We start from the raw sequence: 15,093 nt of genomic DNA, 5'->3' as shown, positions 1-15,093 counted from the left end.
CAGGAGAACAAGCCCATGTTTCCCAGCCAGCCTGCCGCCGCCTCCCATGGTTCCGGCCAGCGCGATGACGTGCTGCGCGATGACGTGCCGCGCGACGACGTCCTGCTCGACGTGCGCGACCTGCGCGTGCACTACGCGCTGCGCCGCCCGCATCCCTTCGCGGCGGCGCCGACGGTGCATGCCGTCGACGGCGTCAGCTTCCGCGTGCGCCGCGGCAGCGCCTTCGGCATCGTCGGCGAGTCCGGCTGCGGCAAGTCCACCACCGCGCTGGCGCTGCTGCGCCTGGTCGAGGCCAGCGGCGGCAGCGCCAGCCTGGACGGCGCCGACCTGCTCGGCGCGCGCGGTGCCGCGCTGGCGGCGCTGCGCGCCAAGGTGCAGATGATCTTCCAGGATCCGTATTCCTCGCTCGATCCGCGCCAGCGCGTGCAGGACATCATCGCCAAGCCGATGCGCCAGCTGACCGCGCTGGCGCCCGCCGCCATCGCCGCGCGCGTCGATGAACTGATGGCCCTGGTGGGCCTGCGCCAGGACCAGAAGCGGCTGTTTCCCCACCAGTTCTCGGGCGGGCAGCGCCAGCGCATCGGCATCGCCCGCGCGCTGGCGGTGGATCCGGCGCTGGTGGTCTGCGACGAGCCGGTGTCGGCGCTGGACGTCGCCATCCAGGCGCAGGTCATCAACCTGCTGGCGCGCATCCAGCGCGAGCGCGGCCTGACCTATGTCTTCATCTCGCACGATCTCGCGGTAGTGCAGCACCTGTGCGACGAGGTGGCGGTGATGTACCTGGGGCGCATCGTCGAGCGCGGCAGCCGCGCGCAGCTGTTCGGCACGCCGCTGCATCCCTATACCCATGCGCTGATGTCGGCCGAGCCGGTCAAGGACCCGGCCCGGCGCGACGGGCACAGCCGCATCCGGCTGCAGGGCGATCCGCCCAGCCCGCTCGATCCGCCGGCGGGCTGCCATTTCCACACGCGCTGCCCGGCCGCCGAGGCGCGCTGCCGCAGCGAGGCACCGGCCCTGCGCGAGCTGGACGGCGGGCACCATGTGGCCTGCCACCGCGTGGCGTGGCGCGACGGCCGGGCTTGCCCGCCGCCGCCGTTCGCGCCCGGGGCCGCGCCCGCCGGGGTGCCGGCGGACGGCGCGGCGGCGTGCGCTGCCTGATTGCGTCCCGGCTGCGTCCCGGCGCTCGTCCGATTGCCGCCCGGTGCTCGCCCGGCCTCGCTCCGGCGGGCCGGCCAACCCTTCTCCCGACCCGACACGGAGTCTTCCATGCCCCACTCGACCACGGCGCAATCCACCACCGTCTTCGTCGCCCGCAAGATCCTCACGATGAATCCGCTGCAGCCGAGCGCCACCCACGTGGCGGTGCGCGACGGCCGCGTGCTCGCCGTCGGCGACGCCGCCTCGGTGCGCGGCTGGGGACCGGCCCGCATCGACGAGACCTTCGCCGACAAGATCCTGATGCCCGGCATGATCGAGGGCCATTCGCACCTGCTGGAAGGGGGCATGTGGAAGTTCGTCTACGTCGGCTACTACGACCGGCGCGGCCCGGACGGGCGTGTCTGGCCCGGCCTGACCCGGCTGGAGGACGTGGTGGCGCGGCTGCGCGAGGCCGAGGCCGCGCTCGACGACCCGGCGCGCCCGCTGCTGGCCTGGGGCTTCGACCCCATCCACTTCGGCAGCGCGCGCATGACCGTGCGCGAGCTCGACCAGGTCTCGGGCGAGCGGCCGGTGGTGGTGCTGCACGCCAGCGTGCACCTGATGAACGTCAACAGCGCCATGCTGCGCCGGGCGGGCATCGACGCCGAGACGCCGGTCGACGGCATCGCCCGCGACGAGGACGGCCGGCCCAGCGGCGAACTGCAGGAATTCGCCGCGATGTTCCTGGTCTTCAAGACCATCGGCAACGTCTTCTTCGACGCCGGCCAGACCGAGGAGGGCATCTGGAACTTCGGGCGCGTGGCCCAGCAGGCTGGCGTGACCATCGCCACCGACCTCGTCAACGACCTCGGCGACGACTCGATCGAAAACCTGGCCCGTGTCACCGCCGATCCCGACTACCCGCTGCGCCTGGTGCCGGCCTACGCGCCGATGCGCGACCTGGAAGGCAAGGGCGCGGCGCGCGTCGGGCAGGCGCGCGCGCACAACACCGACAAGCTGCATTTCGGCCTGGTCAAGCTGGTCATCGACGGTTCCATCCAGGGCTTCACCGCGCGCCTGCGCTGGCCCGGCTACTACAATGGCGCGCCCAACGGCCTGTGGCTGGTGCCGCCGCAGCAGCTCAAGGAACTGCTGGCCACCTACCACGGCGCCGGCCTGACCGTGCATATCCACACCAACGGCGACGAAGCCACCGACGTCGCCATGGACGCGCTGGAGGCGGTGCTGCGCGAGCAGCCGCGCTGGGACCACCGCCACACGCTGCAGCACTGCCAGCTCGCCGACGCCAGCCAGTTCCGCCGCATGGCCGCGCTCGGCATGTGCGTCAACCTGTTCGCCAACCACCTCTACTACTGGGGCGATGCCCACTATGCGATGACGGTGGGGCCGGACCGCGCCAACCGCATGAACGCGGCCAATACCGCGCGCACCTGCGGCTTGACCTACTCGATGCACTCGGATGCGCCGATCACGCCGATCGGGCCGCTCTTCACCGCCTGGTGCGCGGTCAACCGGCAGACCGCGGCGGGCCGCATCCTGGGCCCGTCGGAGCGCATCCCCGTCTACGACGCGCTGCAGGCGATGACGCTGGGCGCGGCGCGCACGCTCAAGCTGGACCACGTGGCGGGCAGCATCGAGGTGGGCAAGTATGCCGACTTCGCCGTGCTGGAGCAGGACCCGCTCGAAGTCCCGCGCGAGGCCCTGCGCTATGTGCCGGTGTGGGGCACGGTGCTGGGCGGGCGCGTCTTCCCGGCGCCGGGGCAGTCCTGATGGCGCGCGACATCGCCCTCACGGTGCTGGGCGGCTTCCTCGGCGCCGGCAAGACCACGCTGCTGAACCACCTGTTGCGGCGCGGCAGCGGCGAGCGCGTGCTGGTGATGGTCAATGACTTCGGCGCCGTCAACGTCGATGCCGGGCTGATCGCGCGCGGCGCGGGCGCCTCCGCCAGCAGCGGCATCCTGCAGCTGACCAACGGCTGCGCCTGCTGCGCGGTCGGCGGCGACCTGATGCAGGCCTTCCTCAAGGTGCTGGCGCTGCCCGAGCCGCCCGACCGGGTGGTGGTGGAGGCCAGCGGCGTGGGCGACCCGGGCCGCATCGCGCAGATCGGCCGCGCCGGCGGCGGCTTCCGCGGCGACGGCGTGATCACCGTGGTGGACGCCGAGGCGGTGCGCCGGCTCGCCGACGACCGCTATGTGGGCGATACGGTGCGCGCCCAGTTGCGCGCCGCCGACCTGCTGCTGCTCAACAAGACCGACCTGGCCGACGCGGCCGCGCTTGCCGGCCTGCGCCGCTGGCTGGCCGCCGAAGTGCCGGATGCGCGCCTGCTCGCCTGCCACCAGGGCAGGGTCGATCCGCGCCTGGTGTTCGGCATCGGGGTGGAGGGGGACGCCGGGGCCACAGGGCTTGATATGGAGGCGGAGGCGGACGCACCGCATGCGGCCCGCTTCGCCGCCAGCCGCTTCGACAGCCATGTGCCGTTCTCGCGTCCGGCGCTGGCGCAGGCCCTGGATACGCTGCCGCCGCAGGTGCTGCGGGCCAAAGGCATGGTATGGCTCGAAGGGGAGGCTGCGCCGCGCCTGCTGCAGCTCTGCGGCAAGCGCTGGTCCCTGGGCCGGCCCGAGCCTGGCGCGGCGGCGGGGCGCTCCACCCTGGTCCTGATCGCGGTGCGCAAGGGGAGAGGTGACGGGCAAGCTGAGCGGCAAGGCGAGCGGAAAGGTGACGTTTTCGACCCGTTTTCCCACTTCGCGGGCGCGCTGGCCGACACCGGGGCACGGGTGCCGGGGTGAGGCCGGCGCACGCGCGGGCGGCGTCTGGGGCGCCCGGAATGGCCAGGAATGGCCCGGAATGGCGTGGCTGGGCCGGGCCGGCGTGCCGCCGGGCCTGGGGCGGCATAAGCATATGTGAATTATGACTATCAAGATTCATGCCCGAGTGCCGGTGCTGCCCGCGATTGGGCTTTACAATAGCGCCCGACGAAGTGGACGTGCTGGTCGACGCGGTGATCGCTTGGCTTGCTGACGCGTCCCATTCGCTGAAGCGGGAGCCGCCCTTGGGGGGCCGTTCCCGCCGTTGGCGCTGCCGTGCCGGCGGATACTGGAACTCGCAAGACTATGAGCAAATTCAATATCGCAACCGTCCAATCTGTCCACCACTGGACCGACACCCTGTTCAGCTTCACCTGCTCGCGCGACCCGGGGCTGCGCTTCAACAATGGCGAATTCACCATGGTCGGCCTGGATGTCGAAGGCAGGCCGCTGGCCCGCGCCTACAGCATCGTCAGCCCGAACTACGAAGAGCACCTGGAATTCTTCAGCATCAAGGTGCAGGACGGCCCGCTCACCTCGCGCCTGCAGCACCTGAAGGTCGGCGACGAGGTGCTGATCGGCAAGAAGCCGACCGGCACGCTGCTGGTCGACAACCTGCTGCCCGGCAAGACCCTCTGGCTGCTGTCGACCGGCACCGGCCTGGCGCCGTTCATGTCCATCATCCGCGATCCGGACATCTATGAGCGCTTCGAGCGCGTGATCCTGACCCACACCTGCCGCCACAAGGGCGAGCTGGCGTACATGGATTACATCAAGCACGACCTGCCGGGCCACGAGTACCTCGGCGACGTGATCAAGGACAAGCTCACCTACTACCCGACCGTCACGCGCGAGGAGTTCGAGAACGAAGGCCGCATCACCGACCTGATCGCCTCGGGCAAGCTGTTCAGCGACCTGGACACCGCGCCTTTCTCGCCCGAGCACGACCGCGTGATGCTGTGCGGCAGCACCGCGATGCTGCGCGACACCGTGGCGCTGCTCAAGCCGGCCGGCCTGGTCGAAGGCAAGAACAGCACGCCGGGCCACTACGTGATCGAGCGCGCCTTCGTCGACTGACGGCACCGGCGGCGCACACGGGGTGGCAGCGTTGCCGCTCCGGCCACGCTGCCTTGCCTCCCCGGGCCGCGGCGCGCTTTCGCCGCGCCTGCCCGCCACGGACCGGCCCCGCTTGCGGGCCGGAGCCGCCATGCCGGATGCCGGCCCCAGCCGTTCGCTGTCCGTTGTCTGCTGTCTGCTGCGCGCCTTTCCCTCCGTTTTTCCCCTCCCGCTTTTCACTCCCGTTTTTCCCTTCGCGTCCTCCGCTTCCCGCCATCCGCCATCGGTCCGGCGCCGCGCGGATGCTGCTCATTTCGTCCCGCCTTGCGCGTGGAGGCGAGTGCGCCCCCGGCTCGTCGCCGAATGCACCGCCGAAGTGTGACTGCCGCCTTTCCGGTGATTTTCTAAGCCAATTCTGACAGGCCAATCCCAGGCGGAAATCGGGCTCTACGCAATTGCACGCCTGGGACTCCGACCCCCCACGAAAGTAGTATGCGGCGACCCCCGCGGGCGACGTAAGGCCCAGCAGGCCAGGTGCCGGCGGCAATGCCTTCGCGGGGGAGGCAGCGCTGCCGGGGCCCGGCCGTCCTGCGTCTCCGGCAGGCTGCCCGGCGCCCGGCACGGCCGGGTCGGCACCGGGTTCCGTGCCGGAGCGTGCCCATCGCCACAACACTTCCGATATCGATTGCGAGGCACTTGTCATGAATCATCTGAAGATCTCCACCCGCCTGATCGTCCTGATCGCCACGCTGTCCGTCCTGCTGGCGGCCATCGGCTCGCTGGGCCTGTGGGGCGTGCATTCCACCGAGGCCGGCCTGGAGTCGGTCTACGTCGACCGCTTGCAGCCGACGCGCTACCTGGCCGACATCAACGACCGCCTGATGCAGGACCGGCTCGCGCTGGCCTCGGCCGCGCTGACACCTGACGCCGCCACCGTCACCGCCAGCGTGGCGGCGGTGGAGGCCAATATGGCCGCGCTCGATGCGACCTGGAAGGCCTACCAGGAGACCGCCCTGACCGAGGAAGAGACGAAGCTGGCCGAGGCCTTCGCCACGGCGCGCCAGCGCTTCCTGCGCGATGGCCTGTATCCCGCGCTGGCCGCCCTGCGCGGCAACGACCTCGACGAGGCCCGGCGCCTGGTGGTCGAGCAGCTGCGGCCGCTGTTCGCGCCGGTGCGCGCTGGCGGACAGGCCCTGCAGCAACTCCAGGCCAGCGAGGCGCGGCGCGAGTTCGAGGCGGCCACCGCGCGCTACCTGCGTCTGCGCATGGTCTTCCTGCTGCTGATCGGCCTGGGCGTGGCCGCGGCCGTGCTGGCCGGCCTGCGCATCGTGCAGGCGATCGCGCGGGAACTGGGTGCGGAGCCGCGCGACGGTGCCAGCCTGGCGCGCCGGGTGGCCGCCGGCGACCTGAGCGTGGCCATCGCCCTGCGCGACGGCGACGAAGACAGCCTGATGGCCCAGCTCAAGGTCATGCAGGCGAGCCTGGGCGACGTGGTGGCCGGGGTGCGCCGCAATGCCGAGGGCGTGGCCACGGCCAGCGCCCAGATCGCGCAGGGCAACCTGGACCTGAGCCAGCGCACCGAGGCCCAGGCCAGCGCGCTGGAGCAGACCGCGGCGGCGATGGAGCAACTGGGCGTGACCGTGCGCCAGAACGCGCAGCACGCGCGCGAGGCCAGCGAACTGGCGCACGACGCCGCGTCGGTGGCGGCGCGCGGCGGCGCGGTGGTGGGCGAGGTGGTGGAAACCATGCGCGAGATCAACCAGGGCTCGCGCCAGATCGCCGACATCGTCGGCATGATCGACAGCATCGCCTTCCAGACCAATATCCTGGCGCTCAATGCCGCGGTGGAAGCCGCGCGCGCCGGCGAGCAGGGACGCGGCTTCGCCGTGGTGGCCGGCGAGGTACGTACATTGGCCCAGCGCAGCGCGCAGGCTGCCAAGGAGATCGCCGAACTGATCCATGCCAGCGTGGCGCGCGTCGACCAGGGCACCGCGCTGGTCGACCGCGCCGGCGCCACCATGGAGGAGATCGTGGGCGCCATCGGCGAGGTCAACGCGCTGATGGCCGGCATCAGCACGGCCAGCGCGCAGCAGAGCGCCGGCATCGGCCAGGTGGGCCAGGCGGTGACGCAGATGGACGAGGCCACCCAGCAGAACGCCGCGCTGGTGGAGCAGTGCGCGGCAGCGGCGGAGAACCTGCGCGCGCAGGCGCAGGAGATGCTGCGCGCGGTCGAAGTGTTCCGCCTGCCCGCTGCGGCCGGCGCGGCCACGGCGGCGCCGGCTGGCGCGGCGCAGGAAGCATACCGGGCCGGGGCGGCGCGGGCCTGGGCGGCCTGAAGCGCTGCGCCGGGCCGGTGCCCGGCGGAGGGCGGCGGCGCTAGCGCCGCGGCGTCGCCGCGTGCGCGATCAGCTGGGACAGCAGGCGCACGCCTTCCTCGATGCGTTCCTCTCCGATGGCGGTGAAGCCGAGGCGGAAGTGCGGCGATGGCGCGCCGGCGGCGAAGAAGACATCGCCCGGCTCGATGATCACGCCGTGTGCCAGCGCGGTGGTGGCGAGCTGGCGCGCATCCAGCCCGGGCGGGCCTTCGATCCAGAACGAGGAAGCGCCCGGCGAGTTCTGGATGCGGCACTGCGGCAGGTAGCGCGGCAGCAGCTCGCGCAGCATGTCGGCGCGGCGCTGGAAGATGGGCGCCACGCGCCGCAGCAGCGCGTCGTGGTGGCCCAGCGAGATGAACAGCGCGGTGGCGCGCTGGTTGTTGGCCGGCGGATGGCGCAGCATGTAGCGGCGCAGCGCGCGCGCCTGGCGGATCACGGCCGCCGGCGCCACGATATAGCCGAGGCGCAGCCCGGGCACGAAGGACTTGGACAGGCTGCCCACATAGAGCACGCGGCCGTCGCGGTCCAGGCTCTTGAGGGCCGGGATCGGCTGCGTCAGCGCCGGGTTCTCGGTGTCGTAGTCGTCCTCGATCAGCACCACGTCGTGCTCGCGCGCCTGGCGCAGCAGTGCCTCGCGGCGCTCCAGCGGCATCGTCACGGTGGTGGGGCACTGGTAACTGGGCGTGACGAAGGCATAGTCACACTGGCCGAAGGCCTCGTCCGGGCACAGGCCCGACTGGTCCACCGCGAGCGGCACCACCTCGCGCGCGCATGCCGAAGATATGGCGCGCATCGCTGTAACCCGGTTCCTCCAGGCCGACACGCGCGCCGCGCGTCAGCAGGTCGGCCAGCAGGTAGAGCGCGTGCTGGGCGCCGAGCGTGACCATGATCTCGTCCGGCTTGGCCCACACGCCGCGGCGCGGCAGGATGTGCTTCTGCAGCTGCTCGATCAGCAGCGGATCGTCGCGGTCGATCAGGTCGGAGGCCCAGCCGCGGATCTCCAGCACGGCGAGCGCCATGCGCGAGCATTCGCGCCATTCGGCGGTGGGAAAGAGGGCCGGATCGAACTGCCCGTAGATAAAGGGGTAGGGGTAGTTCTGCCACTCGGCCGGCTTGGCGATGGCGTGCAGGCCGGTCAGGTCCGGCAGGCGCGCGCCCCAGTCGGGGCCGGCCGCGGCCGGCGGCGGCTCGGCTGTGCCGGCCGCGGGCGCGGCACCGGTGGCCGCCGGCGTCCCGGCGCCGGGACGCACGGCACGCGGCAACTGCTCGACGACGAAATAGCCGCGGCGCGGCCGCGTCTCCAGGAAGTGCTCCTCGACCAGTTGCTGGAAGGCCAGGATCACCGTATTGCGCGCGATGCCGAGCGTCACCGCCAGCTCGCGGCTCGAGGGCAGCGCGCTGCCCTCGGGAAGCTGGCGCGAGAGGATGGCCGAGACGAGCTGCTGGCGCAACTGCGCCTGCAGGCTGACGCCGGCATCCGGGGACAGCTGCAACAGGCGGTTCCAGAAGGTATTGGTGCCGGTCTTCGCGGGGGTCGCCATGCCGGGTCTGCTGAGGGTGGTGGTGTCCATGGAGCGGTTGGAGGGATTATGGCCGAAGCCGGACGGGCCTGCGGATGCACCCGGGTCGATCGGGCGGATCTGCCGGATGCACCCAGGCGGCCCGGGCGAGCCAACAGGTGTTCTCCCTCTCCCCTCATGAGAGGGCCAGGGAGAGGGGTGGGATAGCAGGGCACCACGCTCAAGCGAAGCCAACGGTGTGGTCCGGCACGCGAGTGCAGGGTCGCAGCCAACGGCGTGGTCCAGTCAGCAGGCGTGGGACGAAGCCCACGGTGCGATGCCAAGCCACCGCGGCGCAGCCAGCGCTCGCCCTCTCCCCCAGCCCCTCTCCCGCAAGCGGGAGAGGGGAGCCCGGGCGCTGGCGAGGCTTGTGCCTTCGCGCCTGCGTGCCGTCGTATCTCCGTATCTCCGTATCTCCGCCGTATCTCCGTGCCTGTGTGCCTGCGTGCCTGCGTACCTTCGCGCTGGCGACGGTCTGCTCCCCTCTCCCACATCGTGGGAGAGGGGGCGGGGGTGAGGGCCGGCGCATGCAGCCACGATCACGCCCGCCGCCCACCGGCATCAGCCACCAGCCATCAGCCATCAGCCATCAGCCATCAGCCATCAGCCATCAGCCATCGCCATCCCCCCGCAAGTCCCGCCGCATTCAGCGCTCGGGCGCCTTCGCCCCAGCCGGCCGCTCGGCCCCGTAGGTCTTCACCAGGTAGTCCACCATCGCCGGCATGTCCTCCTCCGGAAACGGCGCGCCGAACGGTGCCTTCATCTTCTTCACGGTGGCTTCCCAGTACGCGCGGCCGAGCGTCGGCGGCTGCGTCAGCACGTACTGTGCCGAGTGGCAGACCATGCAGTTGCGCAGCACCAGGTTGTAGCCCGGCAGCGTGCTTTCACGGAAGGTGGCGGTTTCCTGCGGCAGCGTGATGGTCTCCGCGTGCGGCGCGGGGCCGGCGGCGAGCGCGCCCAGGCAGAAGGTGCCGGCGAGCAGGGTATGGTGCATCGTCATGGCATCCTCCTTCAAACCGCGCTGACGCGCGTGGTCTCGACCACGTTGCGCATATAGCCGGGCGGGTTCCACAGCGCCTCCATCGGCTGGCTCTGGCCGATGCGGTTGGTGGCGCGGACCTTGAGCACGTAGCTGCCGCGGCGCGGCGGCGTGAAGGTGGCGGTCCACTCGCGGAAGGCATAGCGCCCGTCGTCGCGCCCGAGCCGGGCAGCCTGCCAGCTGCGGCCGCCGTCGGCCGAGAAGGCCACGTCGGCGATGCCGTAACCGCCGTCGAAGGCGATGCCGCGCACCGTGACCGCGCGGCCGGCCGCCACGCGCGCGCCGTCGGCCAGGCTGGTGATGAAGGAGCGCACGTTGAAGCGGTTGATCGGCACCGTGCGCGCGGGGGCCGTGCCCGGCGGCACGCAGGCGCAGGGATTGTCGGGGATGCGATAGGCGCTGCTGACCCAGAAGCCGTCGAAGGGCTTGTCGAGGACCTGGATGTCGGACAGGTGCTTGACCCAGTAGGTGCCGTAATGGCCGGGCACCACCAGCCGCAGCGGGTAGCCGTTCAGCATCGGCAGGTCCTGCCCGTTCATGCCCCAGGCCAGCATCACCTCGCCGTCCATGGCGTGGTCCAGCGGCAGCGCCTTGACGAAGTCGGGCCCGTTGCCCAGCGGCGGCTGGTCGAGGCCGTTGAAGCTGACCTGTACCGCGCCGGCCTGCACGCCGGCCTTCTGCAACAGGGCCTTGAGCGGCACGCCGGTCCAGCGCGCATTGCCCATCGCGCCGTTGCCGAGCTGGCCGCCGCCCACGCGCGGCTCGGAGAAGCCGCGGCTGTTGCCGGAGCACTGGTTGACCGCCACCAGCTCGACCGCATCGGCCAGTTGCCGGATCTCCGCCAGCGACAGTTCGAGCGGACGCTCGACCTTGCCGCCCACGCGCAGCCGGTAGCTCTGCGGGTCGATCTCGGTGGGGATGCCGCTCCAGTGGTAGCGCACGAAGAAGGCGTCGTTGGGCGTGATCAGGCTTTGGTCGAAGACCTCGAACGGAGTTTCCAGCTGGGGCGGGCGGCTGGTCAGCAGGATCAGCGGCCGCTTCTGCGGGAAGGCCACCAGCTCGCGCTCGCCGTTGGCGAAAGGCATGGTGACGCCGGCGGCGAGGGCGCCGAACGGCTGCAACGCGGCGGCCGCGCCCGCTGCCGTGCCGAGCGCGCCGAGCGTGCGCAGGGCCTGGCGGCGGCCGCCATGGAGCGGCGGCTCGGCCTGGGCGGGGAAGGGGGCACTGCGGGGTCTTGCTGCCATACCGGTCTCCTCTTGGTCTCGTTCTCGATGCGGCGGCGCGGGCCTGGCTTCCGGCCCGCGCCGCCCTGGCGCGGGCGGCTACAGCACGTCGTCCTTCAGGTGGTACCAGCGGTACAGGAACCACTGTCCCAGGCGCCGGAACGGCGCAAAGGCCTGCGCTTCCACCATCTCGCGCACATTGGGGAAAGGCAGCGCGCTGCCGAAGATGGGCAGGTCCAGCTCCTTGCCCTTGCCCGCCACCAGCGCCGCCATGCGCTTGCCCGCCTGGGCGGAATACATCACGCCGTTGCCGCCATAGCCCATTGCATAGTAGATGCTCTGCGCCGGGTCCGGCTGGAAGATGCGCGGCATCATGTCGTGACTGACGTCGACCCAGCCCCACCAGGAGTAGTCGAGCGCAATGCCCGCCAGCGCGGGAAACTTGCGCACCATGTCCTGGATCAGCTTCTGCTCGTACTTCTTCTGCGGCGCATCATTGCCGCTGATGGCGCTGCGGCTGCCGATCTGCAGGCGTCCGTCCGGCATCAGCCGGTAGTAGTGGCGCAGGATGCGGGTATCGGTGATGACCTGGCGCGTGCGGAAGTTGCAGGCCTCGATCTCCGCCGCCGTCAGCGGGCGCGTGACGATGGAATTGGAGAGGATGGGGAAGAGCCGGTTCTTCAGTTGCGGGTGCAGCGTGGGCGAGGTGTAGCCGCCGGTCGCCACCGCCACCGCGCGGGCGCGCACGGTGCCGCCCGGGGTGCGCAGGTAGTGCACGCCGCCGCGCGTGGTCCAGCCCTGCACCGGGCTGGCGGGGTGCACGGTGGCGCCCAGCGCGCGCGCGCGGCGCAGGTAGCCGAAGGCCAGCTTGCCGGCGTGTATGCCGATGCCTTCCGGCTCGTGCATCGCGCCGGCCGTTTCCTTGTCGTCCACGTACTCGCGCCGCACCGTGTCGGCATCGAGGATGCGCGCGTCGTAGTGGAAGACCTCGCGCAGCACCTTGGCCTCCTTCTCCAGTCCCGGCATCACCTGGGGCCGGTGCGCGACGTACAGGTGGCCGCCGGGCTGCGGGTCGCACTCGATGTCGCGGATCAGGTCCTTGAAGGTCTGCATGCCGTCGCACACCTCGCGGTGCAGGCGCAGCGCCGTCTCCAGGCCGTAGCGCTCGATCCACTGCGAGCGCTTGAGGCGTCCCGAGGCGCACTGGGCCTGGCCGCCGTTGCGGGTGCTGCAGCCCCAGCTGACGCGGTTGGCTTCCAGCACCGTGGCCTTGATGCCGTACTCCTGGGCCAGGAAGATGGCGCAGGTCAGCCCGGTGAAGCCCGAGCCGATGATGGCCACGTCGACGTCCACGTCCTGCGTGATCGGGCCGTCGTCCGGCGGCGGTTCGCCGGCGGTGCCGATCCAGTAGGTCGGCGCGTACTCGCGGCCTTCGCCCGGGTTGGGCGCGACCAGCGGATCGTAGGCGGGATCGTAGGGCCGCTGGGGCGCGGTGCTGCATCCCTCGGGCAGGATCAGCCGGGTGGCGATGGCGTCCATGGTGGTCTCCTTGGTCCGGCGTGGCGGCTTAGTTGGCTGCGGGCGCGGCCACCGGCGGGCGGTCCTTGCGGTAGGCGTTCTTCACCGCGATGCGGCCGTCGCGGAAGGTGAACACATCGACCATGCGCGCCTCGATGCGGGTGCCGTCGGCGCGCGTGCCGCGGAAGGTGGATTCGCTGACGCCGCGCTGGCCGCTGACGAAGTGCTCGCCGTCGACCCAGGCCGCGTCGGGGAAGGTCTGCCAGGCCAGCAGGAAGCCCTCGCGCACCGCCGCGCGGCCGCGGAAGGCGCGCCCGGTCAGTTCGGGGCCGGCCACCGCGTGGAATTCGCAGTCGTCGGCCATGAAGGCCATCAGCGCGTCGATGTCGTGCCGGTTCCAGGCGTCGTTGAAGGCCTGCAGCGTGGCCACGGTGACCTGCGTGTCGCTCATCTTGTCTCTCCTCGTTCTCTCGGGTGGTGCGGGGAGCCGGCGCTGCCGCCCCGTCGGTGATGCCACCAGCATAGAGAGCGCGGCGGCGATGCTGTAGGGCCAGGCGCGGGAATCGATTGGGCCAGCGGGGCGGGCCGGCGCCGCCGGCTGGTACGGCCGCTGGTACGGCTGGTACCAGGGCCGGCGGCATGGCGGCACGGCGGGGCGCCATGGCTCGGCGCGCCCGCGGAGAGGGAAAGGACGTAGGGGGGAGAAGAGCGGGCCGCGGCGGCGGCCCGCCGTGGTCAGAGCTTGCGCAGGCGCGGGCGCGAGGCGCCGGCCGGCATGGCGGCCTCGGCGTGCCGGCGCAGGTGGCGGCGCAGCAGGAAGGCGCCCAGCAGCAGGCACAGGCTGGCCACGCCCAGCAGCAGCGGCGTGCGCTGGTCGGGGATGAAGGCCATCGCCACCACGATGCTGGCCATGCCGAGGATGGCGAGGTAGGTCAGCCACGGGAAGGCCCACATGCGCACGCGCAGGCGTTCGGGCGCTTCGCGCTCGATGCGCGCGCGCAGGCGCAGCTGGGAGACCGCGATCAGGATGTAGACGAAGATCGCCACGGTGCCGTAGGAGTTGACCAGGAAGGCGAACACCTTGTCCGGCGAGACGTAGGACATCACCACCGCGCCGTAGCCGAACAGCGTGGCGAACAGGATGGCGTTGACCGGCACGCCGCTGCGGCTGACCTTGGCCAGCGCGCGCGGGGCGTCGCCGCGCGCGGTCAGCGCGAACAGCATGCGCGAGGAGGCGTACAGGCCGGAGTTCAGCGCCGACAGCACCGCCGTCAGCACCACCGCGTTCATGATCTGGGCGGCGGCCGGGATGCGCATGGCGTTGAGCGCGCTGACGTAGGGCGTGGCGATGCCGTCCGAGTCCCACGGCACCAGGCATACCACCAGCAGCACCGAGCCGACGTAGAAGACCAGCACGCGCGTGATGACCGAACTGGTGGCGCGCGCCACCGCCTTCTGCGGCTCGCTGGTCTCGGCGGCGGCGATGGTGACGATCTCGGCGCCGAAGTAGAAGCCGGTGGCGGCCACCGCGCCGGTCAGGACCGGCATGATGCCGTGGGGGGCGAAGCCGCCGTGCCCGGTGAGGGTGGCGACGCTGGCCGCGGCGCTGGCGCCGGGCCACATGCCGAGCGCGTAGAGGCCGGCCACGAACAGGAAGACGACGATGGCCGCCACTTTGATCGAGGCGAACCAGAACTCGAACTCGCCGAAGGACTTCACCGAGATCAGGTTGGTCAGCGTGAGCAGCATCAGCAGCACCAGGCTGATGCTCCAGGCCGGCACGCCGGGCAGCCAGAAGCGGATCAGGTCGGCGCCGGCGACCGCCTCCAGGGCCACCACGATGACCCAGAAGTACCAGTACATCCAGCCGCTGAGGAAGCCGGCCAGCTCGCCCACCGCCGGCTTGTCGCACCAGGCCTCGCGCGCGTATTCGTAGAAGGAGCCTCCGCCGGGCATGGCGCACGCCATCTCGCCCAGCATGCGCATCACCAGCACCACCAGCAGGCCGGTCAGCAGGAAGGAGATCACGGCGGCGGGGCCGGCCGAGCGGATCACCACGCCGCTGCCGACGAAGAGTCCCGCGCCGATCACGCCGCCCAGCGCGATCATGGTCATGTGCCTCTGCTTCAGGCCGTGCTGCAGCCCGTTGCCTTGTTGCGGATTACTGCTCATTGCTTGCTGTCTCCAATGCGTCTTTGGGTTGGAAGACGCCGCGCTGTCATGTGCTTTGCTTTGTTGTACTACCTTGCGCGCCTGTCGGCATGGTGCCAGAAAGGCGGCAGCGCGTGCGTCGGGGAAAACGGATGCGCGGGCATGTGGCGCATGCCCGGCACCCGGGCGGCGCCATGCGGCCGCGGGGGC

Annotated in this window: 10 protein-coding genes and 1 pseudogene; 5 read left to right on the top strand and 6 right to left on the bottom strand. The window is 71.3% G+C overall.

Annotated elements, in window-relative coordinates; genetic code table 11:
- Nucleotides 1-15 precede the first annotated feature (15 nt).
- The 5 genes from BKK80_RS31060 to BKK80_RS37850 all read left to right on the top strand — a co-directional run bounded on the left by BKK80_RS31060 (nucleotide 16) and on the right by BKK80_RS37850 (nucleotide 7,354).
- Complete coding sequence (locus tag BKK80_RS31060; RefSeq protein WP_084545828.1) at nucleotides 16-1,158, top strand: ABC transporter ATP-binding protein; 1,143 nt, start codon at nucleotides 16-18, stop codon at nucleotides 1,156-1,158.
- Nucleotides 1,159-1,266: 108 nt separating this feature from the next.
- A complete protein-coding gene (locus BKK80_RS31055) occupies nucleotides 1,267-2,928 on the top strand; it encodes an amidohydrolase (RefSeq protein WP_071038786.1) in 1,662 nt (553 codons plus the stop codon).
- Entirely contained in the window at nucleotides 2,928-3,944 is a 1,017-nt protein-coding gene (locus BKK80_RS31050) for a CobW family GTP-binding protein (protein WP_071072636.1), read from the top strand. Before BKK80_RS31055 ends, BKK80_RS31050 begins: the two co-directional genes overlap by 1 nt.
- A 324-nt stretch (nucleotides 3,945-4,268) precedes the next feature.
- The gene (locus BKK80_RS31045; RefSeq protein WP_071018710.1) at nucleotides 4,269-5,039 is read left to right on the top strand and encodes a ferredoxin--NADP reductase; all 771 of its coding nucleotides are present in this window, start codon (nucleotides 4,269-4,271) and stop codon (nucleotides 5,037-5,039) included.
- Nucleotides 5,040-5,719: 680 nt separating this feature from the next.
- Nucleotides 5,720-7,354, top strand: a complete 1,635-nt coding sequence (locus tag BKK80_RS37850; RefSeq protein ID WP_071018712.1) for a methyl-accepting chemotaxis protein — start codon at nucleotides 5,720-5,722, stop codon at nucleotides 7,352-7,354.
- A gap of 40 nt (nucleotides 7,355-7,394) precedes the next feature.
- Here BKK80_RS37850 and pdxR read toward each other — a convergent pair.
- From pdxR to BKK80_RS31010, 6 genes and pseudogenes are all read right to left on the bottom strand, one after another.
- Nucleotides 7,395-8,934: pseudogene (gene pdxR / locus BKK80_RS38050) on the bottom strand (MocR-like pyridoxine biosynthesis transcription factor PdxR).
- A 664-nt stretch (nucleotides 8,935-9,598) separates the two neighbouring features.
- Nucleotides 9,599-9,952 carry a SorB family sulfite dehydrogenase c-type cytochrome subunit gene (sorB, locus tag BKK80_RS31030; RefSeq protein WP_071018716.1) on the bottom strand — a complete coding sequence of 118 codons (354 nt, stop codon included), beginning with the start codon at nucleotides 9,950-9,952 and terminating at the stop codon, nucleotides 9,599-9,601.
- Nucleotides 9,953-9,963: 11 nt separating this feature from the next.
- A complete protein-coding gene (gene sorA, locus BKK80_RS31025; RefSeq protein WP_071072634.1) occupies nucleotides 9,964-11,235 on the bottom strand; it encodes a SorA family sulfite dehydrogenase catalytic subunit in 1,272 nt (423 codons plus the stop codon).
- 78 nt (nucleotides 11,236-11,313) lie between these two features.
- The gene (locus tag BKK80_RS31020; RefSeq protein ID WP_071072632.1) at nucleotides 11,314-12,753 is read right to left on the bottom strand and encodes an NAD(P)/FAD-dependent oxidoreductase; all 1,440 of its coding nucleotides are present in this window, start codon (nucleotides 12,751-12,753) and stop codon (nucleotides 11,314-11,316) included.
- A gap of 28 nt (nucleotides 12,754-12,781) precedes the next feature.
- A complete protein-coding gene (locus BKK80_RS31015; protein ID WP_071018721.1) occupies nucleotides 12,782-13,183 on the bottom strand; it encodes a nuclear transport factor 2 family protein in 402 nt (133 codons plus the stop codon).
- 284 nt (nucleotides 13,184-13,467) lie between these two features.
- Nucleotides 13,468-14,904 (bottom strand): amino acid permease, encoded by a 1,437-nt coding sequence (locus BKK80_RS31010; protein ID WP_071072630.1) that lies wholly within the window; start codon nucleotides 14,902-14,904, stop codon nucleotides 13,468-13,470.
- Between the last annotated feature and the right edge of the window lie 189 nt (nucleotides 14,905-15,093).

Source organism: Cupriavidus malaysiensis (genome assembly GCF_001854325.1).
GTDB lineage: Bacteria > Pseudomonadota > Gammaproteobacteria > Burkholderiales > Burkholderiaceae > Cupriavidus > Cupriavidus malaysiensis.
This window is presented reverse-complemented; position numbering and strand designations above follow the sequence as displayed.